Source organism: Mesorhizobium sp. M0761, assembly GCF_040320205.1.
GTDB lineage: Bacteria > Pseudomonadota > Alphaproteobacteria > Rhizobiales > Rhizobiaceae > Mesorhizobium.
Window position 1 is genome coordinate 41,256 of record NZ_JAMYPF010000012.1, and the last position, 25,909, is coordinate 67,164.

The window sequence follows — 25,909 nt, forward strand, 5'->3', positions numbered from 1 at the left end:
TCTCAGGCCCCCAGCGACAGAGCTTTGCCGTAGTCGACCTGGCGATAACCGTCAGGCCGGCGCGAAACAGCATCGGGTCGGACCTTCTCGACTTCGCTGGCCATGAGCCCAAGCCGCATCGGAGCGCCCTTCGCCTCGCCTTTGTAGTGGAACTTCCACAGCCCCATTTCCGGGGTGATGTCGGCGAGCCGTTCCTTGTCCTTTTTTGCGTCGTCGTCGGACAGTCCGATGAGCTTGCTGCCGAGACCAAAAAGACCACCGACCAAGCTTCCGGTCTGCGCGTTTTTTGCATTCACTGCGTCGACGCGCTGCTGGTAATTCTGGTTGATCAGCCCAGCGTTGTCGGTTGTCGGAATGGTGCTGCCGGTATAGCCGGCGGCCTGTGGCGAACTGACCTGCGATCCGGAAAGCAGCGCCGTGATTTCGTTGATCGGCTGGTTGCGGATTGCCTGGCCCTCCGCGAACGCCTGCCCATGCCCCGAAAGGATTAGCTGGTTGTTGGCGTCATTGACGTTCTGGCCCTGCTGGGCCATCGCACGGTCATAGGCGGCCGAGCCGAGCTTGATGCCCTGATTTGAGAGCTTTGTTGCCAAGGCATCCTGTTGTTGAGCCAAGATCGGATCGAGGCGCGCTTTCCCAAGCTGCAGCAGCCGTGCTTCGGTGGCGTCGTTCGAGCCGTCGAACGGCTTCGACATATAGTCTTGCAGGAACGCGGATTGAGTATTGGCCAGCGTCCCAAGGTTCAGCTGGGCCTTGTCGGTTTGATCCTTGATCGCCTGCTGCGCGGCGGAAAGCGTCGTCGTCGCGGTGCGCGTCGGGGTTTGATAGGTCTTGCCCGTATAGGGGTCAGTGATCGATTGCGTGCCGCTGTTCGTATAGGTGATCGTGCCATCAGGCCCGACCTGATTGGCATTGTTCAAATATGAGTTGGCAATAGCGGTCGAGATGTTCGTCCCGGTCGACGCCGCGGAAGTTTCCTTGGGATCTGGCGGCTTAGGTGCTGAGGCTTTACCCATTTGTCTTCCTCGTGAAACGGCCGTTGCGCCAGTCTTCTTCAGTGAGCGTGAAAACGTAGCCGTCTTCGTCGCGGCCGCGCATGCGCTTGATCAGGTAAGGGGTGAAGCCGAAGGCCTTCGCGATCCGAACCATGCGCTCGTTCTTTGCGGAAACCTGCAGAACGACCATCTGGCAACCGATCTGGTCGAACGGATACGAAAACATGATGTGGCGGACATCCGCCGTCAGCCATCGCGGCGTTTTCGAAGCGCTCGAAATCTGGATCAGGCCCGGTCCTGGTTGAAAGTCATGAAACACCATGCCGGCGACTAGTTCGCCGGTTTCGTCATCGCCCACGCCGATCGCCTGGCATTTGCCGAAGCCGGTTTCGCAGCCCGGCGTCATGTCGGCCACGAACCGAGCGATCGCTTCGCTATGGCCGAAAATCAGTTTCAAACGACCACCGAACCGACTTCATAGGTCATGTCGATCGCGACGAGCTCGGCATCAGGGGTCGGAGTGATACCGCATGTGACCTGCACCTGAGGCGCGATGGCAAAGCCCGTCAGGCCGACAGAGACCCATTTCGTGGAAACCGTCTTCGTTGCGCTGGCGTCCCACTTCGCAACATCCCAGAGGCCCAGATCCCATTCATCGAAAACGACATCGTCGGCAACCGACGACGGCGCCGACGGCAGCGAGACCTGATAGTCCTTCGAGACTGAAAGCTTGGCGATGAATTTGCGGCTGGCCAGAAAGACCGTCCGCGCCATGTGAACGATCTTGCTCCGCGCCGGCGACTTCATGTGATCGAACAGGCCAACATAGGTGCAGGTATAAGGCGAGCCATCATCACTGCCGCTGACCTCGCACTGCATGATCTTGCCGTCCGACGTCCCGAAATACGCCCAGCCGTCATGCAGGACTAGGCATCGCGTATCCCAGCCTGTGTAGTCCGCCCATGCACCGGTTTGCAGGTTGACGACGAAGCACCTCGCATCCTGTCCGACATCCGCCGGCAGCGAGACGATTGCCATGTTGAACAGCGGCCACTTCAGGATTTCCCAAGGCAGGTTGGCGCGAGCTGCAGCTTCCCTGCGCCAGTCCGGCTCGATGTTGCGCGAAACGCTGATCATCGAAAGCGCCGCACGGTCTTTCTGGATAGCTTGGGAAATCGGAATGATACCATCATCCATGCCGATCAGCAGTTCGCCACCGGCTTGCATCACTGCGCGCTTGCCGCGAGGCGGCGACATGTCATAGCGGCCGACGAGCGACCAGTCATTCGGATCGGCGGGGTTTGCACCCTCGTAGACCGCTACCTCGCCCTTGGTTGAAACGAATACGCATTTGTCGTCGACGCCGTCGCCGGCATCAAGCGACCAGGTGCCGCCAAAAAGCAGCGATCCGCCCTTCTGGAAGACACCGGCAAGTGAGAGATCGACGGCGGCGCCGGCAATGGTATCGACTGGTAGGAACCACGCCGTAAGGCTGTTTTTTTGGATGAAAAATTCGCGGTTGCGATAGGTCCAGACGTGCGAGAGCTTGTTCGTGGCAATGGTGCCCAGCGCGGCCACCGTGGTCCATGCCGTGCCGTCGAATTGGCGCATGCTGTCCGTGCCGTTCACCGCCGACAGATAGTCGCCGCCAGCGGTCTCGAACTGCACATAGGAGAAATAGCCGCTGGTCAGCCCGGAAACGACGGGAGCCGGCGCTACATTGGGGTTGGCAGGGTTCGTGACATCGAAAATCTTCGTGCCATCCGCCGCGAACATGAAGCGGCCCGGCGACGCGTCATAAGACATCATGCTGACCACTGCGGTAGTGCCGATCGTCGCCTTCTTCTTCTCGCCGCCACGCAATCGGATGCCGGTTGTCGTAGGAAACCAGTTCTCGAGGACGCGGGCACCCTGCGGCTTCGACGCAGCGAGGTTTTCGTTCGAAATCTTGCCCCGGATCGGTGCCGGAAATGTAAGCGTGCTGTGACGCTGCTGCGATTGGGCAGCAACAGGAACGCGCCTGAAGCCGGCCCTCATGGCGTGATTACTCCCGGAAAGGCAAAGTCGGCGTCAATCGTCGAGCGGCGCCGACCGACGGCCAGGATGTTGGAGCCCTTGTCGGCGCCAGCTGAGACCGCGATGGCATCCTCGTAGGTCGCCATGTCCTCGGAATAGGCTTGCCCTTTGTTGGCCTTCCATTGCCAAATGATGCCGAGCTTCAAAACGCGCTCATCGAGGCGGAACACGTCATCGTCAGCCGTGAAAGCTGCCTTTGTGGCGCCGTCCTTGTCCTTCACGATTTTGTTGGTCAGGTAATAGAATTGCGCCGTGGCCAGGTTGGGGGTGGCGGGCTTGATCTGGATCTGATCCCCGATCATCGTCCATGCGCCAACAAGGATTTGAAAATTCTGCACCGCCAGGCCCAGCCACTCGTCGCTGTCGGGATAGTGCGTGAGCGACGTGTAGGGGCTTGCCGACGGCCAGACACGCGCTTTCTTCAGCATGCGCTGGTAATCGGCCGGGAGATTGAGGCCGGTCGAAACGCCGTCGCCAGTGAGCGTGGCAAGCGTCTTGAGTTTCGTCCAGTCCCGTGTGTCGAATGCGATCCTCTGCGCCATCTCGTTCGCGAGCGACTGCAATTCGATATGCTCGCGGTCGGTCGACGAAAAGACGGCGGTCGGCACGGTCAAGCCGATGACCGTGCAGACATCCTTGATGACGCTGAGGATCGTCATTGCGATCAGTCCACCATCGCCAGTTCCTTGGCCGCAGCGACCAAGGTGTCGTGGTTCGGATTGCCGCGTGGCCGGGAGCCGGTTTCCTTGGCGATGTAGACCTTCAGGGCTTCATCATCCATCGCCTCGATCTCGGCAGCGGTTGGCGGCGTGGTCTGCTCGGTCTCTTCGTCGCCGTCCTCGTCCTCGCTGGTTTCCTCATCCTCGTCGCCGGGTTCATCGTCGGCGGCGGTATCTTTGGCCGTCGCAGTGGCGCCCTCCAGTGGCTTTCCTGCCTGCATGAACTCCTCGCGCAGCCGGCGTTCATCCGCCAACTGCTGGGTCAGGGCCGCGACCTGGGCCGCAAGGTTGACGATGTCGGCGCTGCCGGCCGCATTGTCGAGATAGGCCTGCGCCTGGTTCTTCAGTTCGCGGCCGCCCATGCCGAGCTGCTTGAGCGGGGTGCCGTCCAGCGAAGCCAGCTGCTCGACTGTGTGGACGCCGAGAGCCTTCAGTTCGCGGCGCTTGCCTTCCTTCAGGAACGGCGCTTCGGAAAGCGGCGTGCCGGAAAGCGGCTGAGAGGTGCCGTCTTTGAAGGCGAGATACTGCTTGTTGTAGAGCTGCGCATAGGTGATGAGACCGCCGCCGGCCGCGATGCTCTCGCGCGTGGCGTTCGGTTCGGCATCATGTGCCGGATAGGTCGCCTTGGCCTGGCGGTTTGCCGGGAATGAAAGGTCGCAGACCTCCATATCGGTGAAGATCGGCCGGCCGGCGGACCTGCTGGCCTGTTCGTTGGGAATGACGTGATTTCGGAAAACGACGTTGACGATGTTCTGGTTCGCGCTCATGGCGAAACTCCTGTCTGAGAGGGTGCAAAGAAAAACGGGAGCCGAAGCCCCCGTTTCAGTGTCCTGTTGGAATTGGCCGGGTTACGCGGCCAGAGCGTCGTCCACGTACGGTCGATCGATCTCGAACTCGGCGAGACCGGCAGACGGTACGCCGACCGCAGAAGCGCCCTTGGCGTTCTTGACGCGGTCCCCCGCGACAACAGCATCGTCAACGCTGCCGGCGGTCGCCGTGGCGTAGACGTTGGCATTGTCGAGGAAGCCGACCAGAGCCTTGCCGATCGCCTTGCCCTTGATCTGATACCACCCGAACTGGCTGGCGACATTCGCGGACATGGCGACAGCAACGGAACCGATCATGTCGGGGCCGAGGAGCACCGTCGACCAATCGTCAGGATTGTAGAGCACCCACGAGCCGAGACCGGTGGTGGCGACGCCAGCGAGATAGATGAACTCGCCGACGCCGTAGACCGGATCTTGCGCCTGGATGATCTGACCAAGCCAAGGGCCAGGAGTGGAGCGCCCGGCCGCCGTAGAGGCCGGCAGCGTTGCGGCGATCGGCGGAAGGCCGAGATGCGGAGTGTGAGGAACGTAAGCCATTTTTCTGGATCCTCTCCTTTACGCGGCCGGGTTGCTGTCGATAAGCTTCCACTGGAACAGCGGATTGTTCATCGTCAGTTCGCCCATGAAGCCGATGTACTGGACATTCGCGTCCTGATTGATCGGCATCATGGATTTGCCGATCTTGTTGAAGTTGCGTTCCGGGTGGTAGCGGAGCCAGAGCGTGTCGGTGTCCAGACCATAGGTCGTGTTCGCCGGCATGTTGGAGCCGATGCCGCCTTCCTGGACGATTTCAGCGGAGCGACCGGCGCCGAAGTATTTCAGCGACGTAAAGCCGAGCTTGCCGAGCCCAGAGACATCGTTGACGCGCTGGATTGCCACGGTGGCCGCGTCATAGGCCGCGTAATGCTCCGGCGACATCAGCAGGAGATCGGCGGCCCTGGTGCCACGCGAGCGCTGCGTCATGATCGAGTTGAGCATCGGGCGGATGGTGGTCGCCGTGACCTGCGTTCCGATAGCCGGGAAGGCAGAATTCGCGTCGAACACCGAAGTGCGCCAGATCGCATTGGCGCCGCGATCGATACCGGCATAGACGCCGGAATTGACCACAGTCGGAACCGCCAGCTGGAGGCCGCCCAGTTCCTTGCCGCCGAAGCGGGTGCCGTTGCCGTGGAGCGAGATGTCGACCTCGTCCTGCAGCTCACCTTCCGCAGCCTCGATATGAGACTCCAGAATGTCCATGAGCTGGTTTTCGCCCTCGTTGTTGAGGATGTCCTCGTTTGCGAGAGTGACGGCGACGGCGCACATTTTCGGCGAGTATTCGGCGTCGTTGAACAACTCGGCCGGAACCGGGTTGAGGAAGTCGAAGCCGTTATACCAGACCGCCGAACCCGTCTTGGTATAGAGCAGGCGCTGGCGGATCTTCGGGCCGGAGTATTCCTTGAACTTGCCCTTGCGCTTCAGCACGTTGAGCAAGGCGTTGGAATTGGAGACCAGGTCCTGGTAGCCCGAGGCTCGATCCTCAAGCGCCAGAGACAAAATCTCCTGGTTCTTTTCTACGGAAGTAAGAGCCATGTCGGCCCTCCTTTATGACGGGGATCACCCGGCCTGAGCGACAGCTCGGCGGAGCGAATCCTTGATTGAGGTTGAAGCCCGCTTCGTTGCCGGGTCTGAGCCAGCCGAGGGCGCGCCTGTGATTGATTTCTGGCCCTTCAGGGTCTGAGCCTGGGGGTCTTGAGCGGTGCGCGTCTGAGGCGCTGCTGAAACTGTGGTGGTCGATGCGGCCGGGTCGGGATTGAGCATTTCCGCAAGCTTGTAAGCTTCGGCCAGATCGGCGGTTTTGCCTGATTTCAGGAAAAAGGCGATGTCTTCGACCAGGTCCTCGAAACGGGGATTGTCAGCCGCGAACTTCTGCACCTGCGCATCGATCATTGCGACGTGCTGCTGTTGCATCGTGTTGGTGACGCCGCCGACGCTATGCTTCAGCGTCTCGATCTCGCGCTTGAGCTGCTGGATCGTCGCGTCATTCTGGCCCTGCACCTCGTCGGGCTTCTGGCCCATGACATGCGCAGCGAGCTGGCGAAGCGACATGCCTGCATAGTCGCAGACGGCCTCAATGCCCTTCAGCGGGTCCGAGAGTAGCGTCCGCTCCAGATTGGTGTAGCGCGTCATCGCATCGCGCATGGTCGTGTTGTTCTTGGTGGCCAGTTCGTGGAAGTCCCGGACCTTCTCGAATTCCTCCGCTGGCACGCGGTGCTTTTCGATGCCGGCTTCAAGCTCGCGGATCGAGCGGTGAACGGCCGCCTTGACCGGGTCGGGAGCCTTCTCCCATTCGGCCATCGCAGCGGCGTCGCTCTTGAAGCGCGCGGGAGCCTCGGCATGGCTGGTTTGAGTGGCAGGCTTGCCGGGCTCAGTCTTGGCCGTCTCTGCCGTCTTGGCAGGCTGCTGGGTGGTGTTCGGGTCCTTGGTCGGCTTCGGATCGGGAAGCGTCTTGTCGGTCTTGTCAGCAGCCTTCTCGCCCGGCTTGGGCTGGGCCTCCACTGGTTTCTTGCCGGTGTCGGTCTCTTCGGCCTTGGCCTTCTCATTGACCTTTTCGGCCGCAGCCTTCAGCGCTTCGCGAGCGGTCGGCGCCTTCTTTGCTTCCGGTTCGGGCTTGGGCTCGGCGGTGTTGGGTTCGGTGCTGATCGGATTCGGCGTCTGCGCGTCGTCGGCAACAGTCGAGATTTCGGCGGGCGCCGAAGCGCCTCCGTTCAAGTCTTCCATGGGATTGCTCCGTCTGAGGGATTGCTGGTTACTGGTGGTCCTGGCGCATCAATTCCAGCGCCTGGTCGATGTGCTCGCGCGTGATTCCGCGCAGCAATTTCTCTTCCATCTTCGCCCGAATGTCGTTCGGGATGATGAGGGACAGCGCGCCCTCAAGCATGGCGACACACAAGACAGCCTGCTGGCCAATATCGAGGCGACTGGCTTTGAATGATGCCTCGATCGCGTTGGCGAGGCCGGCGCTAATCACGGCGCCCGGACCCGTTCGCCGCGGTCAAATCGGGCTTTTGCTTTCAGCACTGTTTCCTTGATCGCCTTACGGTCGATCTTCGGACGCTTGCGGGGCCGCAGCCGTGCCGGATCGTTGCCAACTTCCTCGAGCCCGGCGGCGCGGTAAGTCGCGCGAAGAGCCGATTTCGAGGTGTAGACCTTGCCGTCGTGCATCGACTGGACTTCGGACATGGTGTCCGAATTGATCATTGGCGCCGATAGATGCGAGCGCTTCGGCTTGGCGGTATCCACCTTGTGGAAAACCTGCCGGCCGTCGCCGAGATTGATCCACGTGTAAGCCATCACAGGCCGCTGGTCCGCTTCAGCAGAGTTGCAACGCCCGGGTTCACATTGCTTAAAGCAAGCTTGTGCGCATCGAAGACACCGGCGTTGATCTGCTTGGCCAGTTCCTTTGCCTGCTCGCCAGGCACCCCAACGGACATAAGCCGGTCGACGTTGCCATTGGTGAGGCCCGCGTTCATCTGGCGGGCAACCTCGATTGCCACCGGATAGCTCATGCCGCCCCGGCAGAGTTCATCAGCACTGACTGGCATGGCATTGTCCTTTTCAAAGTTGAGCAGCAGCTGGCTGAAGCGCGGCGTTCTTCTGCGCTTGGCCGAGCACCTGAAGGCGCAGCTTTTCGATTTCGAGCTGACCCTTCTGCATGTCCTGCTCGTGCTTCTGAGCTGCGGCGGCCGCGTTGGCCTCGATCTCGCGGATGCGGATATCGGCCTCGCGCTGCTTTTGCGCGGCATCAGCGTTGATCCGGGCGATATCGGCCTCCGCCTTGGTTCTGGCGATTTCCGCGTCGCTTTGTGACTTGGCCATTGCGGCGTCAGACTTGGCCTTTTCCACCGCCATCTTGCCTTCGTTGGCCTTGGCGTCAGCTTCCGCTCTGCCGGCACTGGGATCTGGCCTAGGCTGGGAACCCATCGCCTTCATCTGCTCCGCAAACTCGTCAATCGTCGCATCCATGCTGCGACCGGGACGGAACGGCGCCATGGCGAATTTCAGCACCTCGGCAGCGAAGGGAGCCGTCTCAGGTTGTGCCTGCACCATCGGGCCAAGCTGGGCGAGCGTGCCAGCAAGCGCAGTCAGGAACTCGCTGCGGCGCTGCTTCTCGGCATTCTCGTCGGGCTGGATGGTGCTGTCGGTCTCGATGTCGAGACTGAACGGCCGGATTTTCTGATCGTGCAGGAAGTCCATCACCTGGTCGATGGTGACGGTCTTTTTCAGCTCCTCGATCTGCTTCGTGATCTCGGCAATCTGGCCCTGAGCCTGCTGCATTATCTGCTGCGCGGCTTCCGGGTTCTGCTTCGCCATCGCGGCGATTTCGGGATCACGCGACGCGCCCTGCAATTCCTTCTCGATGCTTTTGGCTTGGGCCTCCAGCGGCTTTACCTGCTTGGCGATATCGGCCTCGCTCGGCAGTTCCATCTGGCTCATTTCCAGCAGCGTCTTCGACTGGAAATTCTCTGCCATGACCTCGGCGATGATGCGCGCCGCGTCGCGAGCGATGCGCACCAGCTCGTTCTGCCGGTCGCGAATGCGGACAGAGCCGTATTGCGTCTTGATCTGCTGCGCGCCGAGCGTTTCGTTCGGGTTGCTCTCGCCCCGCATGATGTCCGACAGGCCGCTGATCTGGTAAATGTCCTCGATGAGCTGCTTGCGAAGCGCGATCAGCTGCGTGATGGTCGACGCCACCATGTCGGTCGGCAGCCAGACAACCGTGTCCTTGGCCGATCCATTGCCGAACGCGGCCCAATTGCTGACCGGGACCATGATCTGGCGCGGATCGCGCGTCTTAACCGCGGCCTCGATCGCATCGCCGATTTCGCCGGCGCCGGCCGGATAGAAACCACGCACCTGAAGCGCTTCGGTCAATGCCGAAATGCGGTTGGTGATGTCGTTGATTTCCTCGATCTGGTCTTTGTAGAAGACGTAATCGGGAACCGGGATAAGGCTCTCCGGCTGCAACGTGCCATAGGCCGGCTGCGGACACGGGAAGAAGTTTTCCAACGTGAGGTGCGGCGCGCCCTCGTCCAGCACGACATCAACGCCCGGTGACAGCCACACCACCTTGTTTTCGGACTTCGACCACAGTTCCCAGACCCGCGCCTTCAGCTTGCCGTCGGTGTTGTTCTTGTCGTCCTTGCACTTGGCGAACTCGGCATCCTGATAGGCGTTGCCTGACGTCGCCTTGAAGCGCTTGCGCATCTCTTTGCGCGTCATCCATGCGCCGCCCGCGACCCAGTCCACTTCCTTCCAGTTTCGGGCGGGATCATGCACGAAGTCGCGACGGTTCTTGTGCTCGATGCAGACGGTTTCGGTGTAGCCGTTCTCTCGGCTCTTGGTCTCGTACCGGATCCACATGCAGCCGCGCGCAATCGTGGCCAGGTCGTCTCGCACCAGCCGCATCACGCCGTCAATGTTCTGCCGATCGAACGTCACCGCCGTCGAGCGCTCGACAAGCTCCGATGCCGTGCGCGGGAGCGGCCGCCTGTCCTGAAAGCGCGGCGCGACCACCGGAACCGGTGGGCGGGAATACATGGAAGGCTTCAGGACTTCGATATTGGCCCAGAAGATTTGAAACTCGCGGTCGCGGGTGACGTTCGCCAGGCGCTCCAGATCGGCATACCGCTTCTGGATGTTGGTGCACCGTGTCTGATAGTCGGCAAAGCCGGCCTTCTCCTGATCCGTGATCAGCTTCAGCCAGCCCTTGGAGGCCTTCGGCTTCAGCGACGGGTCGACCGCATCATCTGCGGTGTTGTCGATCTCGTCTTCAGTGTCGTTGATCATATGCGAATCCTTCGACGCCCGTTGCCGTCGTCAGGCACGCCGGGAAGCTGGACATGGCCCTGGGGCACCTTGGGAGCCGGCGTCTTGGTCTTGGCCGCCCATGGCCGCGACATGCACGCGTAGCGCGTCTCGTCGGCCGCATGGTCTTCCTGGTCGCTGTTGAGGTCTTCCGGGTTCGCCTCGTCGTGCTGCAGCGCCGGCAGGGTCCGAATCGTGTGTATGCAGGTTTCGAAGAAGAACAGCATCGCCCGGCCGTCCTCGTCGCCAGTCAGTCGGCCGCGCAACTGATCCCAGCCGCCCATTGCGCCGCGTCCAGCCGTTCGCTTGTTGTCCGCGCGCCGGAAGGTCGATCCGTTAGCGTTCGTCCCGTTCGCCATCCTCTCGGCCAGCGATGGCCCGCCGTCCTGGCTGAACGCAGCAGGGTCAAGGACGCCGTAACTGATCGTGTCGTCATAATCGCGCTGGCGGACACCGGCCCCGACCGCTTCTGCATGCAGCTTCAGACCAGTGTTGGGCAGATAGCGACCCGATTTGTCGATCTTCACGCCATACCATTCGCGGTACTTGATGAGCGCGCCGCGTGGAATGACGATGCCGGGCGCGCCAGCCACGCCAGACGGCACAATCGTATCGTCGGACGCCACCGCATACCAACCAAAAGAGAACGGCTTGGCGCTGCCCCAGTCGCCCGCCCTGAAGCGTGTCCAGTGGTCTGGAATGGCGAATGGTTTGACGACGTGCCGGCGTCGTTCGAAGTTGTCGAAATAGGCGCCCTCAACAACGTCCCAGTCGCCATAGCGCATTGCGCGCACCAGGCTCTCCGAACCGAGACCCATCAGCCGGCTTTCATAGCCGGGATCGTTGTCGTTCATTGATGGGTTGTCTTCGAGCTGCGCAGGGATGAACTGCCGCTGCATGCCGCCTTCGCTGACTTCGGCCTTGTACACCTTCAGCGGCAGGACGCCGTCAATGAACGTTGCCTTGACGAACTGGTGACCGATCCCGCCCGGATTGGCTCCACAGAGGATGCGCGGGAAGCGGCCGGCGTATTGCGGCGGAACCTTGATCCCGACCATGCGCACGCGGTTGCGGAGGAACCGGTAAATCACTTCGGTGAAGTGGGTCAGCTCGTCGATCAGCAGCACATGGATTTCAGCGCCCTGATATTTGAAACGGTCCTTCTCGTCTTTGCAGTGGCAGAGATAGATCCTCGATCCGTTCCAGAACCGAATTTCATCCTCTACGATGGTGACGAACCCGCATTCCACCCAGCCGGCGAGCATCTGGCGAAAGCCTTGGGGGCCTTCCATGTGGTTCTTGATCAGGTCGTCGCGGATGCGGCGGAAGAGATAGACCTGAAGGCCTGGGATTTCCGCGCACCAGGTTATGGCGGCCGCGCGCATCAGGTGCGACTTGCCACCGCCGGCAGCACCGCCATAGAGCGCTTCGGTTGCTTCCGTCTCGAATGCCAGCGCCTGCTTGTCGTGCAGGTCGAGATTGATTTCAGCTGCGGCTGCGGAGGCGGACATTGACCACCGGGACGAGCGCGGCGCCGTCCTTGCCAGTGAGCTCGACGCGTTCCTTGAACATGCCAAAATGCTTGCCCAGGTCGACCAGCGCCGATTTCTTGTCGTGCATCTTGATCTTGATGCCGGTCTGGGTAAGCGAGACTTCAGAGACCGCGGCGGCCGTGTCGTCGTCAATCTTGTCGCTGCCGACCAACTCGACCGGATAGATGCCGAGACCATTCGGCTTGGCGTTCTCCGATTCCGTGTCGATCGGGCTGCGGCCCCACTGCACCGCCTTGCGAATATCGGAAAAGGCAATCTTCGCCAGCTCGGCCACGATGCGTTCCTGAGTGACGCCGAGCTTTTCAGCGATGGCTGCTTGCCGCGCTGCGATGGCCTCGCCAACCATAACATTCGATAATAGGCGCGATCCTTGCACCTGGGCTGTCAATTCGCTGTAGCCGGCCCGCTTTGCCGCCTGTGTGGCGTTCAGGTCGATCATGAATTCTTCGATGAAGCGCGCTTGCTTCGGGGTCAGCTCTGTTGCGGGCATTGAGGCACCTTGCGGTCTGAGCGCATGCGGAATTATACGTTTGAACCTTGCGACTGAAATGGTTCGTTGGGGCTCGTGTTTGGGAGTGGCGACCGTGGACGAGAGTACAAATGGTGTTCGTGTCGAAAGGATCGACGGCCAATGGGCGGTGCAGATCTTTGAGAACGGCGAAACCACCCAGCATCTTTTCGAGAACGAAGAATTTGCCAGGAATTTTGCGGCCGGTCAGCTGATAAGGCTTAACTCCCCGCCTATCCAGCCAAAGCGCAGGCAGGAGCTACCCAGCGATTCGTAGGTGCGCCGCACCTCTAAAGCGAAAGCCGCCCGGTTGGACCCGAAGCGGCTCTAAATAATATGCAGTTTCTGCGCTTTTCGGTTGCGCGATGCGCAGTTTCTGCGTATATTCATTTCGCCGAAGCAATCCCGCTTCGGCAACGGACTGGAGGACACCATGAGCTTCAAGCTCACCTTCCACGTCCGGTTCGGCAGATGGAGATTGGCTCTCTCCATAGGCCGGTAACACCGGAGCCGGGTGGGGGTCCAAACCTCACCCGGTCCCGATATAGCGCAACGCAGGGCTCAATTCAATGGAAGCGATGAACGCACAACAATTGGAATGGCTCCGCAATGATCTTGGCTTGACGCAAACACAGATGGCCGAAGAGTTGGGTTTGAAACTGCGTGCCTACCAAGAAATCGAGGGGGGCAAGGCGACCCTTCGTAGGATGCATATCCTTGCTGCAGAACGGGTTGCATTGGCGCACGGCGCGAAAGGAAAGATCGGGGAAGGATCGATGTCGGATATTGTGTCATTCGACTGGTATGAACAGCTGATGGCAGACGCGAAGGCCTTTACCGATCCGCTTGTGTGATAAAAACCGATGCGCAACAAAAAACCCGCCTCATTCGGGCGGGTTCCGGCGCAAATCGTCACCGTGCCCAAATCTCTACCATACGTGACGGCACGTTTCAACTGTTGTGACGGGTTGCGGACTGCGACCCGTAGTGAAAAACGAGACGTTCCAGACCCATGCGCAAGAGCTGGGCCGGAATGTCTCGGACCACGTTCTCCCGCTGCGCCACTTCCTTGATCGACATCCCGAGACCGCATACCGCATCGATTACAGCCAGGATCTCGGGATAGACCAGAGCTTGCCGCGCCCGCGCCATCACCGCGTGGTTGTCGATCAGCTTGGCCGGGACACTCGCACCGGATCGGCCGCCGTCGACGCGCTCGCCCATGCCCATGGTCTTCAGGCCCTCGCGCGTCGCCAATTCGAAGTCAGCGCGATAGCGAGTACCCGCGTCCCGCTGCTTGTATGTCAGGCTCGAAATGCCCTTGAGGGGATCGACATTGCGAACCCGGGCTATGCCACCCGTGCTGATATAGCCGCCATTGCTGACATCGTAGACGCGCCTTGCGTCGGCGGTGCCGGCAATGAGCCGGTCGCGACCGTGATCGTCCTTCTGGACAGCGAAGTCATGGCCAAGGTCTCGCCGAATCTTCGCCTGTTCCGCTTCGCCTTTCCGCATCTTCGGAACGGTCAGCTTGCTGTTCCTGCTTTTCGTCATACTGGTTGTTGCTCCGGGTTGCGCTTCCATAGTCTGTCCATCAGTTGATCGTACCGCTCCGGCCCGAGGTGCTTGAACTCACATTCGTGGAAAGCTTGCGCCAGCATCTCGTGCAGATCGTTGCGGATCGTGTCCCAGAGGATCGGGCTTACACCCTTCCATGCCATTTGCTCTTGCCGCAGCTTGAAGGCGCGACGGATGTAATCGGACAGCGCCTGGTCACAGTCGAAGATCGCGTGATGGTACGCGTCATCAAGTTCAGCCTGAGAGAGCGTTTGCATCATGACGCCTTCCGCTTGCCGAAGGGCAGAACGTTCGAGCCAGGATTATTCTTACCGGCCCCTTCTTTCCTTGGGGTACTATCTGAGGGGTACTTGTCTGCAATGGTTGCAGTGACAGGACTGCAAATTTTGCAGTGACAACCGGGGTTATGTCCCTGCAATGGTTGCAGTGACACATCGCTTGTTTGCGACGTTATCTTCTTCAGCCGAGATTTGGCCTTTTGTTGCCTCAAGCGCTCTCGATGGAAAGCCGTCATGGCCGCGACGTGCTCGATTGCTTCATCCCGCCAGGGATTGATCAGCTTGAACGCGTCAACGGTGCCGGAGCCGCCGGCAGCGATCATGTACGGCCTTTTGGCTTCATTCTTACCGGCGAGACGCGTTCGGCTTGTCCAATATTGCCGTTCGCTCAGTCCGGTTTTTGCGCAACCCAGCGTGATGGAAAGCCATGCTTTACCCGAAGGCCATTCCATGACCGACATATATGCCGCCAACAGTTTCAAGTCGGCAGCAGTCATCACCGGGTCCGCGTTGGCTGTCTCGATGAGGTCAAGTTTGAAAGAAGCTTTCGAGGTGTCGAGTTCCTTTTTCATGAAGTGCCTTTCTTGCGCGCTGCGTTCGCCATGACGGCTGTCAGGGCTCGCTGCACGGCAAAGATGCTTGATCGTTGGTGAAGGTCGTTGAAGTCCGTCCCGATATCGGGCGGCATGCCAAAGGGCAGCGACGTTTTGCGGGCGTAGTATTCGCTGGCGCCGAGGCCATCGAACTGCTTCAGCGGCTTGTCATTCTCAGCCGCGATGAAAACCCGCCCGCCGCTGTGGCCAGCTACAGTGACGATATTGGCGGCCGAGAAGCAGCAGAGGACGGTCGGTTTGATCTTCATCCCCTGCAGAGCGGCGCGGACGGAGAGGCCCGTTGCATAGCCTTCACAGAGCCAGGTATCGACGCCGGTGCTGATCCGGTGGGCAGCGCCCCATGTGGCCCCGCCGAAAAGAAACTTCTTGGTGCCGTCTTCCCAGATCAATTGTGCAGACGCCACTTGGCCGCCGATGCGGGCCGGTATGACCATCGCGGAAGAACAGCCGGCATCGGGCACGAGGTAATCGCCGCCGATCCGACGCACATCTTCCACCCGGATCACCATGGCCTTTTCGTCACGAAACCCTTTCGCGGCCAGGTAGGGGTGCGCGGCGATCTTGGCCGTGGCGATCATGTCCGACGCTAGTCGGGCAGCGCGTGCCGCGTCGGCCTGCTTCTTGCGCTTTGAAAACTCGATTTGCTTTGCGATTTTCTGCCGATCGCGTTTCTCGACCTCCCCACCCATCCCGACGGTTACAGTCCCACCGGTTTGCCAGTTGAAGGCCGTGACGTGTGTTTCGTTGATGATGACGCGCCCGTCGCCCTTGCCGTTCTTCCCGGACAGCGTGTCGGTGTGAAGCCACTTGCCGTAGCTGCGTTCCTTTGGCGGAATGATGCCGACCGAAGAGCATGCGTCGTCGATCGCGTCTTCGATGCTCATCCGGCGCGCCTCGGCTTGTTGCGGAACCGTTTGATTTCGCGTTCGACAAGCTGCCACTCGTCAATCTTCACCTGGCTGTGTTTGCAGGCCGCATCGAACAGGCCATAGGGCAGCTTGCTGCCGGGGTAGATGCCGCGCCAAACGCCATAGGCCCACTTGCGAGACGATTCCTCCCCCTTGCGCCCATTGGACAGGCAATAGGCCAGCGCCGTGTTCCAGATCGACTTCGGATCTTCCAGGCATTTCGCGCGCAGACCTTTGCGCGGCGTGAAGGCGTTCTTGATGCTGAAATCGACATCGATCAGCTCGCCTTCAACGACTTGAATTTCGCCATACTTCGGCCGCTGCCAGCCGCAGGAAACGCAAGCAGCGTGGTGGGGCTCCATTTGAAGCCCGCACTCGCCGCAAAAGTATTTCTGTTTGACTTTCTCGTTGGGCTCCCGAGCCTCGCCGTCTTTCTTTTGAGCGCTCGACAGGCTGTGGACGCCATGTTCGAACAGCCAGGCAGTGTCTTCAGCGAACGTGACGCAGTTGCCGGAGTGATCCAGCCACAGCCCGAAATCTTTGCCTTCGGAAATGCGCATCACGCGCCCAAGCTCTTGGATATGGGACGAGAAGGATTTTCTGTAGGGCCTGCAGGAGATGCCGCACATCACGTCCGGCACGTCGAAGCCCTTGGTCAGTACCGCGCAGGAAACGAGCCCGTGGATCGCGCTGTCCGGCTTGCGGAATTCTTCGATTTTGTCGCGCCGCTCTTTGTCCGAGGCGTCCAGGTAGCTGATTTGTTGAAAGTTGAAGCCAGCCGCGGCGAACTGCCGGCAAAGCTCTTCACCGTGGGCAACGGACGGTGAGAAAACGAGGGTCTTCACCGGACCCCCGAAATGCTTTTGTGTCTGTTGAACCCATGTATGGATCACGTCGCCAATGATTGTTATCCCGCGTTGGCCGGCGTCGGTTTCGTCGTACTCGCCGGTGAACGCCTTCTTCGCGCCCTTCATGTCAGGCGCGACGCACGCTTTGATCTTGAGCGGGGTCAGCCAACCATCCGCGAGAAGCTGATTTGTCGTCGCGCCGTTGACGAGGGCGTCCCAGTGGTCGGCCATACCGTCGGTGAAAGGCGTCGCGGTCAAACCGACGACGATGGCGTCTTTGGCGCGTTCGACCAGCTCAAGATTGGATTGGTATTCGCAATGAGCCTCATCAATGATGATGAGCTTCGGCAGCTCGCTGTCCAGATATTTGCGCCGTCCTACCGTTTGCGCCGATGCCACCTGCACAGGCTTCGTCGGATCGGTCAGCCAGTGATCGGCCTGGATAATGCCGTGGTCGATGCCGTATTTTGCGAAGCGCTCGCTGGTCTGGTCGATCAGCGTGACGCGATCCACGATGAACCAGGCTCGAGAATTCTTGGCTTGGTTTTTGGTCACGAGATCGATTGCGGTCTCTGTCTTCCCGAACGCCGTCGGCGCCACCAAGATGATCCGGCGTGCGCCTTCGCGGATACGCTGCCGCAAAAGCTCTTCCGTTCTGATCTGGTGAGGACGGAGCGATATCTGGTGATGGGCTGGCGGAAGCGCGTTCATACCGCTACCCCCGGCGCTTCGTCGATCATGCGACCGCACGTCGTCAGGAACCAGGACCAGTCCATTTCCGAAACCCCGGCCGGCTTGGTCAGGGACAGATAGCGGGCGAACTGTTCGGCCCATTCGCGAGGCGCGCCAGCTTCAAACTCGACGATCCCGGCACGCTCTTCGAATTCGATGTTCTCGTCCGAGCGCAGATATTCGGCGACGGCCTGACTGTTCTTGGTGATGTACGTTTTCGCGGATGCAGGCAGCTTCTTCGGGTTCACGATCCGCAGGGAGTTGCCGTCCAGCACGATGTTTGCGCCAAACGACCGCACTCTGCTGAAGAGATCGGCCACGTCAGCCAAGGGAAATGACCTCATCATCCGAAGATCGCGGATCAAGGGGAATGACCACGTCGCCGGACCAGCCGAGATCAGTGGCGCGCTTCTGCCACCCCTTTGCCCGCTTCATCCATCCGGCCTTGTCTTCGCTCTCCTGGATCAGCCGGGCGTTGAGGGTGCGAATTTCTTCGTCCTTCCCAGCGATCACAGCTTCGAAGCCGCCTTGCTGATACTGCACCCACATGTCGGCGAACTTTGCGTTTTCAGCCTTGAGCGATGCGTTGTCCGCTTCCAGGCCGCGCACCCGTTCTTCCAGTTCAGACACACGGTCTACAGTCTCGACATTCGAGCCGTCGGCTTTGGTCTTAGCGACTCCGCGAGTGGTAACGTGCTGCTTGACTGCATCGGGCAGGGCAGCGCGGGATTGTTCCCGTTGGCGGTCATGTTCGACCTTCGCTTTATCCTTCGCGGCGCGCTTCTCCGCTATGACATCGGTGGCGGCCTTTGCAGGCTCAGCACCCCTATCGATGCGTGCGACTATCTCGGCCTTCACAGCCGGCAAATCGTCCTTGATCGCAGCGGCGTCGCGCTGCGTGATTTGTGCCGCATGCGGCACAAAATCTTCGATCTCGCGGACGACGCGGCCGAGGTCGAGAAGCCGGTAGGAATTACGCCGAGACATTGCGAATTCGGCCTTTACATAGGCTTCCCAGGTCGCATAGCGCAGCGCCTTCCATGCCTCGCGCTCCTGCGCCTCCAGGAGAAGCGCCCACACATTGTCAACGGCTTTGCGGATGCGGACTGTAAGCGCGGCGGCCTCCCGTTCGGTAAGTGAGCGGGTCGCCGGCGCTGTCTTCGCGGTTTTACGGATCATCATGCGGCATCTTTCATAGCGAGCAGTCGGCGAAGTTCCGCCAAGGCTTCGTCAACGCTAAGGGCGGATGCCGTGATCCCGGTCGACGGGTCGCAGGCGATCACCGTGCCGTCGCAGGTGCGAACAACAGTGAACGCTTTCCTCGCGGCAGGTTTCAGCTGGTGCAGCAAGCGGCGATGGGCGCCGTCGATTGCGATCTTGCCATTTTCCATGCGCCAGACGGTCGTGTAGTTGCAGCCGAGGTAGGCCGCCAGGTTCGAACGCTTCCAGTTCCGGGCGTTGCGGATCGCCACGATGTCGGACGGCGTTATCGGTGCTGCTTCTGCGATGTCGGGCGTTTCGGTCATCAACGTTCCTATGCGTTCGGCAGTTATCAATGCGTTAAGCATAGCACGTCATCGGCAGAAAACAATGCAGCGCGCATCACTCTTTTCATGCATAATGCATCGAAATTCAATTTTCATGGGGATTTTCTATGCCGTCCGAGGATAATCGCGCCAGCCGCCTACGCAGTGCGCGCCTATACGCTGGCTACAGGTCAGCCACTAAAGCAGCGGAGGACCTCAAGGTGCCGGTCGGCACCTACGCCGGCCATGAAAACGGCTCGCGTGATTTCGACACCGAAACCGCTAAGCTCTATGCGTCATTTTTCAATGTCCGGCTTGCCTGGCTAATGCTCGGCGAAGGACCACGTTCGGACGCCGGCCTGAGAGAGCCAGAGCGGATTTCGATTGATGAATGGGACCCAGCCGAGCCTGACCACGTCAGCCACATCGACAGCGAGAATATTGGCGATGACGGCGGCGTCCTGTCAGGTGCGCAGCGCTACACGCCAAAGACGCCAGGAGCTACGCCGGAGATTGATGTAAGGCCCGGTGCCGGTCACGGACAGGCAGGGGCCGAGGTGGTGGCCATATCGAGCGCAGGGACGGTGACCGGGCACAAGGTCGTGAATGAATGGCTGATTCCGGACAGCTTCTTCAGGCATGAGCTGCAGGCGTCGCCCGCCGGCTCGATCTTCATGGCGGTCGTCGGGGATAGCATGGTTCCGACGCTCTATCCCGGCAATCGGATCATCGTTGACACCAGGCAAAGCAGCTTCGGCGCCGACGGCATTTATGTGTTCGATGACGGAGACGGCGAGCCCAGAGTAAAGCGGCTGTCGAAGGTACTGTTCAGCCAGCCGCCGGCGGTCACAATCCTTTCCGACAATCCTGCTCACCCTCCGCAGAACGCATTGCTTGAACATGTCCGAATCATCGGTCGCGTCGTCGGACAGGTCTCGCGCCTATAATTTTTTCTGCGCGCGATCGCATAAATCAGTGCGCAATGCATTGACTTGGTTAATGCAGAATGCATTAATGGCTTCATCGATAGAGGAGCCATCCCATGCACACAGCCGCTCATTCAATCTTCGCCGATCTCGCCCGCCCGCTCAATGTCGATTCGGACGGCTCGTGCCGCCGGCTATAACCCTGGACGATCTGCCGATGTTCGCGACCGATTTGCAGATCGCAGAAGCCATCGTCGGCAGGGAAAAGGCTGAAAAATGGACACGCGAGCGCCTGCCAACCCTTGCCAACAAGCCCGGTTTCCCGGCTATTGATGAATTTCACGGAGGGCGCCCGGTCCCCTTGGTGCGCAGGTTCTACGAAAACTATCTCGGAACCGGCCCAACCACGGCAACGGCGCCACCCGGCAAAGCGGACGCAAGCCAATGGAAGTCGAAGACCAGACAAAGGCCCCAGGCCTGAAATGGATCAAGCGCGCCGGCGGGCGCGTACCGCACTGGATTGCCGATGAGAACGACGTCAAGAACGGCTATATCCCGAAGACGGTGAACCTCTACTACCTCGCCGATCAGCCGGAGATGCTCAAGGCAAAGTGCGATGCGCTGCAGGCCGAGATGCTGCTGTGGCGCACCGGCTATCGCGCCGATCCGCTGAAATTCGATGGTGCCATCAAGTCACTGCTGACCATTTACGAGACCCACAAGCGCAGTCCCTATCGTAAGCTGAAGCCTGGGTCGCTCCGGCCTTACAATCACTACCTCAAAAACCTCAAAGCCCACGTCGGCAGCGTCCGCCTCGATGAGACAACCGGGGTTGACCTCATAGACTGGCACGACGTGTGGTCTGAGAACGGGCGATACCTCGCCGCAGCGTCAACTGCCCGTGCCGTGCTCTTCGCTGCCGTCAGCTTCGGAATCATGATGCGTCTGCCCGGTTGCTCGGAACTGGCTGTTGTCATGCGCGAGACAGCGAAAAAACTCCCCCACCCAAAACCCCGCAAGCAGTCTGCCACCGCCAACCAGATCATTGCGGCGCGCGCAGCTGCGCATCAGGCCGGACGGCCTTCGTCGGCACTCGCCTATGCCCTGTGCTTCGAGACAGTGCTTCGCCTGTGGGACGTGATCGGCCAGTGGTGGCCGATGGACATGGGCGGAATTTCCGAAGTGCTCGACGCCGACCGGGATCTGAAATGGTTCGGTCTGCGCTGGGAAGATATCGACGCCGACATGGTGCTGCGCTACACGCCATCCAAGACCGCCGACAGCACTGGCATCAGCATTTCGTATTCGCTGAAGAAGGCGCCGATGGTCATGGAAGAACTGCAGCATTGGCCGATCGAGAAGCGCAAGGGGCCGATCATCGTGGCCGAGGAAAACGGGTTGCCCTGGCGCGCCAAGATATTCGCGCAGCGGTGGTCGGTCGATCGCAAGGTCGCGGGCCTTCCCGTGGCCCTTTGGGCTCGAGACTTGCGAGCTTCAGGCATTACCGAGGGCAGGGCATCCGACGCCAGCCTGGACGATGCCAGCAAGGTCGCCGGCCATAGCGCAACCAGCACCACCAAGCAGTATGATCGCGCCGTGTTGGAGGCCGCCGACCGCTTTGCTGACGCGCGCGTCAAGCGCCGTGAACAGAGCGGTAACGGCAGCGGTAACGCGCGGTAACGGATTAAGAAGTTCGTAAGGAATTTCAACGGCCTGCACGAGCCCTGCTTTAACGCGCCCTTAAACCGCCGCATCTACCCTCCAACCCGAGCGCCATTGATACCGGGAAGACAGCGCAACGCATGGCGAACCGCAGAGACAGTCGCATCGAACCCAGCTTCGAGGGATCGCCAAAGGCGAAATCCGCGGCCGGTTTTTCGGTGAACGAGGAGGATCGGGTCGTGCCGGCCAATCGCAAATCATCTTCGGCGCGCAAAACCTCCAAGGCAAAATCATCGTCACGCGGCAAGCGAGGCAAAGCCCGGCGCGGCCTTTTCGGCGTGATGGCCCGGATGTTCTACTGGTGCTTCGTGCTCTGCATCTGGGGCGGCATCGCGGTGGCCGGCATCGTCGTCTATTACGGCGCCAAGATGCCGGCGGCGACCACCTGGTCGATCCCCGACCGTGCGCCCAACATCAAGATCGTCTCGGTCGACGGGCAACTGCTTGCCAACCGCGGCATGAGCGGCGGCGAGGCGGTCGGCCTGCACGAAATGTCGCCCTACATTCCGGAAGCCGTCATCGCCATCGAGGACCGCCGCTTCTATTCGCATTTCGGCATCGACCCGATCGGCCTGTCACGCGCCATGGTGACCAATGTTCTGGGCCGGCGTTTCTCGCAGGGCGGCTCGACGCTGACCCAGCAACTGGCCAAGAACCTGTTCCTGAAGCCCGACCGCACGCTGGAGCGCAAGGTGCAGGAAGTGCTGCTGGCGCTGTGGCTGGAGCACAAGCATACCAAGGACCAGATCCTCGAAATGTACCTCAACCGGGTCTATTTCGGCTCCGGCGCCTATGGCGTCGAGGCGGCCTCGCGCCGCTATTTCGGCAAGAGCGCGCGCGATGTCACTCTGTCGGAGGCGGCCCTTCTCGCCGGCCTCTTGAAGGCGCCGTCGCGACTGTCGCCGGCGCGGGATCCGAAGGCGGCGGAGGAGCGTTCGCAGCTGGTGCTCGCCGCCATGCGCGACGAAGGCAAGATCAGCGCCAAGGAACTGGCCTCGGCGATGAGCGCGCCGGCAACGCGCGCGCCATCCTACTGGACCGGTTCGGAAAACTACGTCGCCGACACCATCATGGAAGAGCTGCCCGATTTGATCGGCGACGTGCGCAGCGACATCGTCGTCGACACCACCGTCGACCTCAACCTGCAGAAGCTCGCCGAACAGTCGATCCGCCGGCTGATCGACGAGAGCGGCAAGAAGCTCAATGTCAGCCAAGGCGCGCTGGTCTCGATCGACAATTCCGGCGCCGTGCGCGCCATGGTCGGCGGCTACGACTATTCGACCAGCCAGTTCGACCGCGCCTCCGAAGCACGCCGCCAGCCGGGCTCGGCGTTCAAGCCGTTCGTCTATATGGCCGCGCTGGAAGCCGGCCGCACGCCCGACAGCGTGCGCAACGACGCACCGATCAAGATCGGCAAGTGGACACCGGACAATTACGGCGGCAAATATTTCGGCAAGGTGACGTTGGCGACCGCTTTGGCGAAATCGCTGAATTCCGTCGCGGCACAGCTGACGATGGAAGTCGGGCCCGACGCGATGGTCGAGGCGGCGCACCGCATGGGCATCCAGTCCGATCTGATCGCCAACACCTCGATCGCGCTCGGCACTTCGGAGGTGACGCCGCTGGAGCTGACATCGGCCTATGTGCCGTTCGCCAATGGCGGCTACAAGCCCGACATCCATTTCATCCGCCGCATCACCACGACCGAAGGCAAGGTGCTCTATGACGACAATGGCGGCAGCGCGCCGCGCGTCGTCAAGCAGAACATTGTCGGCATGATGAACTCGATGATGACCGGCACGGTCGAGATCGGCACGGCGAAGAAGGCGGCCTTCGCCTGGCCGTCTGCTGGCAAGACCGGAACCAGCCAGAATTCGCGCGACGCCTGGTTCGTCGGCTACACCGCAAACCTCACCACCGGCGTATGGTTCGGCAACGATGACGGCACGCCGATGAAGAAGGTCACCGGTGGCGCGCTGCCGGCACAGGCCTGGCACGAGTTCATGGTGGCCGCGCATGAAGGTGTGCCGGTCCGGCCGCTGCCCGGCACCTGGAAGTCGACGCCGCCCGACACCATCGTGCCCGACGATATTCCGTCAGTCGATAACAATCAGGCGGCGCCGTTGCCTGCCGTGGCCGTCAGCCGTTCTGAGCCTGCTGCCGCGCCGGCACCTGCTGCTGTACCCGCACAAGCACCGGTCCGCCGTACGGCCGAAACCGTCGATGCCGACGGTTTCAACATGCCGGGCGACGGCGGCACCACGGCCTCGATCAACCACCCGGTACCGCCGGGCAGCGTCGGCGGCCCGACCAAGAAGCGGAAAACCTCAATCCTGGATATTCTCGGCGGCGGCTGAGCGGCTCGTCATTCTGGCTTCGAATCAAATGCGAGCTGGCAATCCGTTCCTCATATGAGAGCTGCGGTGACAATTCGGCCTCTCGCCACCTCCGCGGCATTCGGCTACATCTCCGGCCGGAGTGACAGACATGGCTGAGACCGACACCAGAAAAACCATCGTGCTGACCGGAGCCAGCCGCGGCATCGGACATGCTACGGTCAAGCGCTTTTCGCGTGAGGGTTGGCGCGTCATCACCTGTTCGCGCCAGGCCTTTGCCGAGGATTGCCCGTGGCCGGCCGGCCCAGAGGACCACATCAAGGTCGATCTCGCCGACCAGGAAGATGTCGGCATCGCCGTCTCGGAGATACGTCACCGGCTGGAAGCGCATGGCGGGCAATTGCACGCGCTGGTCAACAATGCCGGCATTTCGCCGAAGCTCAAGGACGGCAACAGCCGGATGGATTCGATCGACACGCCGATGCATGTCTGGCGCGATGTGTTCCAGGTGAATTTCTTCGCGCCGATCATGCTCGCGCGTGGTCTCTTCAAGGAGCTTGCGGCAGCAAAAGGTTCGATCGTCAACGTCACCTCGATCGCCGGCACGCGCGTGCATCCTTTCGCCGGCACCGCCTATGCGACCTCGAAGGCGGCGCTCGGTTCGCTGACGCGCGAGATGGCGCATGATTTCGGCCCGCACGGTATCCGCGTCAATGCGATTGCGCCGGGCGAGATCGACACCGCGATCCTGTCGCCGGGCACCGACAAGATCGTCGAGACGATCCCACTCAGGCGCCTTGGCGCCACCTCGGAAGTCGCCGACATCATCTTCTTCCTGTGCTCGCAGCAGGCGTCCTATGTGACGGGCTCGGAAATCCACATCAATGGCGGCCAGCACGTCTGAGCACTGACAGACTGCTCATCCGGCGATGGTGAGAACAGCCTTGCCGCTGAAGCTGCGCTGGCGCAGGGCGTCCAGGGCCTGGGTGATGTCTGTCCACGGCACGGTCATGGACACACGGGTTTCCAGCCGGCCAGCCGCGACCAGAGCGAGCAGCGAGGCGATGTCCGCGCCAATTGCTGGACCGGATGTGTAGTAGGCGAAAGTCTGAATCCTCGCTCCCTCATGGCCCGGAACGAACTGTCTGAAGCCAACCGGCGTGAGTTCGCCGCTGCTCGAACCGAACATGACGATGGTGCCGCCGGGGGCGACGCGTTCGATGGCATGGGCGAGGCTTTGGCCGCCGACCGACTCGGTGATCAGAGAGAATGGCCCTTCGGCCAGTTCGATCGACTCGGCGACTTCGTGAGCACCAAGACCGCGGAGATCCTCGGCGTGCCGGGCGGCGGCGATTGCAGTCACCGCGGCGCCTTGCTCGCGGGCGATCTGGATCTGGAAACGGCCGACCGCGCCGCTGGCGCCGGTGATCAACACCTGCTGTCCCGCGAGGTCGCCGCCATGGCGCAAGACCCTGAGAGCCGTCGTGCCCGCGACCGGAAGCGTGGCGGCGGACCCGAAGCTGACATCGTCCGGGATGACGGCGAGACGGTCGGTCGGAACGGCCGCCCGTTCGGCCCAGCCGGCCTCGTCGACCAAAGCCACAACCCGGGCGCCGACGGCAGGCCCGGAGCCATCGGCTGCCGCCCGCTTGATCACTCCAACCACGTCCTGGCCAGGTATCCAGCCTTCCGGGCGTATGGTGAGCAGGCGCAGTTCACCGCGGTTCAACGAGGTAGCGTGGACGCAGACAAGCGCTTCGTTGGGGAGGGGCCGAGGGCCCTCGACCTCGGCGAGCGTCAGTCTAGTGGGGTTGTCGGGAGACATGACGAGCGCGCGCATGGGAAGCCCTCCTGATACTTTGTGACATGCCAGCCACGAACCGGAGCCTATCGACTTCCCGCATCAAAGAATTTAG

General features: G+C 61.0%; 30 protein-coding genes. 7 read left to right on the forward strand and 23 right to left on the reverse strand.

The genetic code is table 11. The annotated features are described in order from the left end of the window. Positions 1–2: 2 nt before the first annotated feature. The 14 genes from NKI32_RS19815 to NKI32_RS19880 form a co-directional block, all read right to left on the reverse strand. Entirely contained in the window at positions 3–1,016 is a 1,014-nt protein-coding gene (locus tag NKI32_RS19815; protein WP_353003264.1) for a hypothetical protein, read from the reverse strand. Further along, positions 1,009–1,452 carry a GNAT family N-acetyltransferase gene (locus NKI32_RS19820; RefSeq protein ID WP_031195509.1) on the reverse strand — a complete coding sequence of 148 codons (444 nt, stop codon included), beginning with the start codon at positions 1,450–1,452 and terminating at the stop codon, positions 1,009–1,011. The genes NKI32_RS19815 and NKI32_RS19820 overlap by 8 nt, the downstream gene beginning before the upstream one ends. Then, positions 1,449–3,032 (reverse strand): hypothetical protein, encoded by a 1,584-nt coding sequence (locus NKI32_RS19825; RefSeq protein ID WP_023807194.1) that lies wholly within the window; start codon positions 3,030–3,032, stop codon positions 1,449–1,451. The genes NKI32_RS19820 and NKI32_RS19825 overlap by 4 nt, the downstream gene beginning before the upstream one ends. Then, positions 3,029–3,730 (reverse strand): phage adaptor protein, encoded by a 702-nt coding sequence (locus NKI32_RS19830; protein WP_023807195.1) that lies wholly within the window; start codon positions 3,728–3,730, stop codon positions 3,029–3,031. The genes NKI32_RS19825 and NKI32_RS19830 overlap by 4 nt, the downstream gene beginning before the upstream one ends. Positions 3,731–3,735: 5 nt before the next feature. Beyond that, positions 3,736–4,557 carry a hypothetical protein gene (locus NKI32_RS19835; RefSeq protein WP_353003266.1) on the reverse strand — a complete coding sequence of 274 codons (822 nt, stop codon included), beginning with the start codon at positions 4,555–4,557 and terminating at the stop codon, positions 3,736–3,738. Positions 4,558–4,638: 81 nt separating this feature from the next. Then, positions 4,639–5,154: a hypothetical protein gene (locus tag NKI32_RS19840; RefSeq protein WP_023831660.1), complete on the reverse strand. Its 516-nt coding sequence runs from the start codon at positions 5,152–5,154 to the stop codon at positions 4,639–4,641. A gap of 18 nt (positions 5,155–5,172) precedes the next feature. Further along, positions 5,173–6,189, reverse strand: coding sequence for a phage major capsid protein (locus NKI32_RS19845; protein WP_023831661.1), 1,017 nt, complete (start codon positions 6,187–6,189; stop codon positions 5,173–5,175). Between the two features lie 24 nt (positions 6,190–6,213). Further along, positions 6,214–7,377 carry a hypothetical protein gene (locus NKI32_RS19850; protein ID WP_353003268.1) on the reverse strand — a complete coding sequence of 388 codons (1,164 nt, stop codon included), beginning with the start codon at positions 7,375–7,377 and terminating at the stop codon, positions 6,214–6,216. Between the two features lie 28 nt (positions 7,378–7,405). Further along, positions 7,406–7,627 carry a hypothetical protein gene (locus NKI32_RS19855; RefSeq protein ID WP_023831663.1) on the reverse strand — a complete coding sequence of 74 codons (222 nt, stop codon included), beginning with the start codon at positions 7,625–7,627 and terminating at the stop codon, positions 7,406–7,408. Beyond that, positions 7,624–7,950, reverse strand: a complete 327-nt coding sequence (locus NKI32_RS19860; protein ID WP_023831664.1) for a hypothetical protein — start codon at positions 7,948–7,950, stop codon at positions 7,624–7,626. Before NKI32_RS19860 ends, NKI32_RS19855 begins: the two co-directional genes overlap by 4 nt. Continuing rightward, positions 7,950–8,201, reverse strand: coding sequence for a hypothetical protein (locus NKI32_RS19865; protein WP_023833692.1), 252 nt, complete (start codon positions 8,199–8,201; stop codon positions 7,950–7,952). The genes NKI32_RS19860 and NKI32_RS19865 overlap by 1 nt, the downstream gene beginning before the upstream one ends. A gap of 13 nt (positions 8,202–8,214) precedes the next feature. Further along, a complete protein-coding gene (locus NKI32_RS19870; RefSeq protein WP_353003270.1) occupies positions 8,215–10,446 on the reverse strand; it encodes a hypothetical protein in 2,232 nt (743 codons plus the stop codon). Further along, a complete protein-coding gene (locus NKI32_RS19875; RefSeq protein ID WP_031195513.1) occupies positions 10,443–11,975 on the reverse strand; it encodes a terminase large subunit domain-containing protein in 1,533 nt (510 codons plus the stop codon). Before NKI32_RS19875 ends, NKI32_RS19870 begins: the two co-directional genes overlap by 4 nt. Further along, positions 11,950–12,456 (reverse strand): terminase small subunit, encoded by a 507-nt coding sequence (locus NKI32_RS19880; protein WP_245274121.1) that lies wholly within the window; start codon positions 12,454–12,456, stop codon positions 11,950–11,952. Before NKI32_RS19880 ends, NKI32_RS19875 begins: the two co-directional genes overlap by 26 nt. Before the next feature lie 145 nt (positions 12,457–12,601). Between NKI32_RS19880 and NKI32_RS19885 the strand changes: the two genes are divergently transcribed. Continuing rightward, the gene (locus tag NKI32_RS19885) at positions 12,602–12,802 is read left to right on the forward strand and encodes a hypothetical protein (protein ID WP_245266144.1); all 201 of its coding nucleotides are present in this window, start codon (positions 12,602–12,604) and stop codon (positions 12,800–12,802) included. Positions 12,803–13,094: 292 nt separating this feature from the next. Beyond that, positions 13,095–13,379, forward strand: a complete 285-nt coding sequence (locus tag NKI32_RS19890; protein ID WP_031195517.1) for a helix-turn-helix domain-containing protein — start codon at positions 13,095–13,097, stop codon at positions 13,377–13,379. 97 nt (positions 13,380–13,476) lie between these two features. Here the strand turns inward: NKI32_RS19890 and NKI32_RS19895 are convergent, their stop codons facing one another. From NKI32_RS19895 to NKI32_RS19930, 8 genes are read right to left on the reverse strand one after another with little or no spacing between them, the layout of a single operon-like run. After that, complete coding sequence (locus NKI32_RS19895) at positions 13,477–14,109, reverse strand: DUF6456 domain-containing protein (protein ID WP_245266145.1); 633 nt, start codon at positions 14,107–14,109, stop codon at positions 13,477–13,479. Then, entirely contained in the window at positions 14,076–14,363 is a 288-nt protein-coding gene (locus tag NKI32_RS19900; RefSeq protein ID WP_023831670.1) for a hypothetical protein, read from the reverse strand. Before NKI32_RS19900 ends, NKI32_RS19895 begins: the two co-directional genes overlap by 34 nt. Next, positions 14,360–14,953 (reverse strand): hypothetical protein, encoded by a 594-nt coding sequence (locus tag NKI32_RS19905; RefSeq protein WP_023807207.1) that lies wholly within the window; start codon positions 14,951–14,953, stop codon positions 14,360–14,362. The genes NKI32_RS19900 and NKI32_RS19905 overlap by 4 nt, the downstream gene beginning before the upstream one ends. Beyond that, complete coding sequence (locus tag NKI32_RS19910) at positions 14,950–15,879, reverse strand: primase/helicase family protein (protein ID WP_353003272.1); 930 nt, start codon at positions 15,877–15,879, stop codon at positions 14,950–14,952. Before NKI32_RS19910 ends, NKI32_RS19905 begins: the two co-directional genes overlap by 4 nt. Continuing rightward, positions 15,876–17,462: a DEAD/DEAH box helicase gene (locus tag NKI32_RS19915; protein ID WP_353003274.1), complete on the reverse strand. Its 1,587-nt coding sequence runs from the start codon at positions 17,460–17,462 to the stop codon at positions 15,876–15,878. The genes NKI32_RS19910 and NKI32_RS19915 overlap by 4 nt, the downstream gene beginning before the upstream one ends. Beyond that, a complete protein-coding gene (locus NKI32_RS19920; protein ID WP_353003276.1) occupies positions 17,459–17,812 on the reverse strand; it encodes a hypothetical protein in 354 nt (117 codons plus the stop codon). The genes NKI32_RS19915 and NKI32_RS19920 overlap by 4 nt, the downstream gene beginning before the upstream one ends. Beyond that, complete coding sequence (locus NKI32_RS19925) at positions 17,805–18,665, reverse strand: hypothetical protein (protein ID WP_023807211.1); 861 nt, start codon at positions 18,663–18,665, stop codon at positions 17,805–17,807. Before NKI32_RS19925 ends, NKI32_RS19920 begins: the two co-directional genes overlap by 8 nt. Further along, positions 18,662–19,009, reverse strand: coding sequence for a helix-turn-helix domain-containing protein (locus tag NKI32_RS19930; RefSeq protein ID WP_353003278.1), 348 nt, complete (start codon positions 19,007–19,009; stop codon positions 18,662–18,664). The genes NKI32_RS19925 and NKI32_RS19930 overlap by 4 nt, the downstream gene beginning before the upstream one ends. 128 nt (positions 19,010–19,137) lie before the next feature. On the opposite strand from NKI32_RS19930, the gene NKI32_RS19935 reads away from it, so the two are divergent. From NKI32_RS19935 to NKI32_RS19955, 5 genes are all read left to right on the forward strand, one after another. Beyond that, the gene (locus tag NKI32_RS19935) at positions 19,138–19,956 is read left to right on the forward strand and encodes a LexA family transcriptional regulator (RefSeq protein WP_023831675.1); all 819 of its coding nucleotides are present in this window, start codon (positions 19,138–19,140) and stop codon (positions 19,954–19,956) included. Between the two features lie 196 nt (positions 19,957–20,152). Beyond that, positions 20,153–20,416, forward strand: a complete 264-nt coding sequence (locus tag NKI32_RS19940; RefSeq protein WP_353003280.1) for a hypothetical protein — start codon at positions 20,153–20,155, stop codon at positions 20,414–20,416. Next, positions 20,380–21,615, forward strand: coding sequence for a site-specific integrase (locus NKI32_RS19945; protein WP_023807216.1), 1,236 nt, complete (start codon positions 20,380–20,382; stop codon positions 21,613–21,615). The genes NKI32_RS19940 and NKI32_RS19945 overlap by 37 nt, the downstream gene beginning before the upstream one ends. A 122-nt stretch (positions 21,616–21,737) precedes the next feature. Beyond that, entirely contained in the window at positions 21,738–24,014 is a 2,277-nt protein-coding gene (locus tag NKI32_RS19950; protein ID WP_353003283.1) for a transglycosylase domain-containing protein, read from the forward strand. Positions 24,015–24,144: 130 nt separating this feature from the next. Further along, entirely contained in the window at positions 24,145–24,897 is a 753-nt protein-coding gene (locus NKI32_RS19955) for an SDR family NAD(P)-dependent oxidoreductase (protein WP_023669777.1), read from the forward strand. A 15-nt stretch (positions 24,898–24,912) separates the two neighbouring features. Here the strand turns inward: NKI32_RS19955 and NKI32_RS19960 are convergent, their stop codons facing one another. Continuing rightward, a complete protein-coding gene (locus tag NKI32_RS19960; RefSeq protein ID WP_353003286.1) occupies positions 24,913–25,833 on the reverse strand; it encodes a zinc-binding dehydrogenase in 921 nt (306 codons plus the stop codon). Between the last annotated feature and the right edge of the window lie 76 nt (positions 25,834–25,909).

Bases quoted from the DNA above. Each gene is read 5' to 3' on its own strand.
- NKI32_RS19950 (WP_353003283.1), top strand. From the start codon at position 21,738: ATGGCGAACCGCAGAGACAGTCGCATCGAACCCAGCTTCGAGGGATCG.
- NKI32_RS19905 (WP_023807207.1), bottom strand. From the start codon at position 14,953: ATGAAAAAGGAACTCGACACCTCGAAAGCTTCTTTCAAACTTGACCTC.
- NKI32_RS19860 (WP_023831664.1), bottom strand. From the start codon at position 7,950: ATGGCTTACACGTGGATCAATCTCGGCGACGGCCGGCAGGTTTTCCAC.
- NKI32_RS19845 (WP_023831661.1), bottom strand. From the start codon at position 6,189: ATGGCTCTTACTTCCGTAGAAAAGAACCAGGAGATTTTGTCTCTGGCG.
- NKI32_RS19930 (WP_353003278.1), bottom strand. From the start codon at position 19,009: ATGACCGAAACGCCCGACATCGCAGAAGCAGCACCGATAACGCCGTCC.
- NKI32_RS19825 (WP_023807194.1), bottom strand. From the start codon at position 3,032: ATGAGGGCCGGCTTCAGGCGCGTTCCTGTTGCTGCCCAATCGCAGCAG.
- NKI32_RS19875 (WP_031195513.1), bottom strand. From the start codon at position 11,975: ATGTCCGCCTCCGCAGCCGCAGCTGAAATCAATCTCGACCTGCACGAC.
- NKI32_RS19910 (WP_353003272.1), bottom strand. From the start codon at position 15,879: ATGAGCATCGAAGACGCGATCGACGACGCATGCTCTTCGGTCGGCATC.
- NKI32_RS19815 (WP_353003264.1), bottom strand. From the start codon at position 1,016: ATGGGTAAAGCCTCAGCACCTAAGCCGCCAGATCCCAAGGAAACTTCC.
- NKI32_RS19835 (WP_353003266.1), bottom strand. From the start codon at position 4,557: ATGAGCGCGAACCAGAACATCGTCAACGTCGTTTTCCGAAATCACGTC.
- NKI32_RS19960 (WP_353003286.1), bottom strand. From the start codon at position 25,833: ATGCGCGCGCTCGTCATGTCTCCCGACAACCCCACTAGACTGACGCTC.
- NKI32_RS19945 (WP_023807216.1), top strand. From the start codon at position 20,380: ATGGAAGTCGAAGACCAGACAAAGGCCCCAGGCCTGAAATGGATCAAG.
- NKI32_RS19850 (WP_353003268.1), bottom strand. From the start codon at position 7,377: ATGGAAGACTTGAACGGAGGCGCTTCGGCGCCCGCCGAAATCTCGACT.
- NKI32_RS19895 (WP_245266145.1), bottom strand. From the start codon at position 14,109: ATGGAAGCGCAACCCGGAGCAACAACCAGTATGACGAAAAGCAGGAAC.
- NKI32_RS19870 (WP_353003270.1), bottom strand. From the start codon at position 10,446: ATGATCAACGACACTGAAGACGAGATCGACAACACCGCAGATGATGCG.
- NKI32_RS19900 (WP_023831670.1), bottom strand. From the start codon at position 14,363: ATGATGCAAACGCTCTCTCAGGCTGAACTTGATGACGCGTACCATCAC.
- NKI32_RS19915 (WP_353003274.1), bottom strand. From the start codon at position 17,462: ATGAACGCGCTTCCGCCAGCCCATCACCAGATATCGCTCCGTCCTCAC.
- NKI32_RS19925 (WP_023807211.1), bottom strand. From the start codon at position 18,665: ATGATGATCCGTAAAACCGCGAAGACAGCGCCGGCGACCCGCTCACTT.
- NKI32_RS19880 (WP_245274121.1), bottom strand. From the start codon at position 12,456: ATGATCGACCTGAACGCCACACAGGCGGCAAAGCGGGCCGGCTACAGC.
- NKI32_RS19890 (WP_031195517.1), top strand. From the start codon at position 13,095: ATGGAAGCGATGAACGCACAACAATTGGAATGGCTCCGCAATGATCTT.
- NKI32_RS19840 (WP_023831660.1), bottom strand. From the start codon at position 5,154: ATGGCTTACGTTCCTCACACTCCGCATCTCGGCCTTCCGCCGATCGCC.
- NKI32_RS19865 (WP_023833692.1), bottom strand. From the start codon at position 8,201: ATGCCAGTCAGTGCTGATGAACTCTGCCGGGGCGGCATGAGCTATCCG.
- NKI32_RS19955 (WP_023669777.1), top strand. From the start codon at position 24,145: ATGGCTGAGACCGACACCAGAAAAACCATCGTGCTGACCGGAGCCAGC.
- NKI32_RS19940 (WP_353003280.1), top strand. From the start codon at position 20,153: ATGTTCGCGACCGATTTGCAGATCGCAGAAGCCATCGTCGGCAGGGAA.
- NKI32_RS19935 (WP_023831675.1), top strand. From the start codon at position 19,138: ATGCCGTCCGAGGATAATCGCGCCAGCCGCCTACGCAGTGCGCGCCTA.
- NKI32_RS19830 (WP_023807195.1), bottom strand. From the start codon at position 3,730: ATGACGATCCTCAGCGTCATCAAGGATGTCTGCACGGTCATCGGCTTG.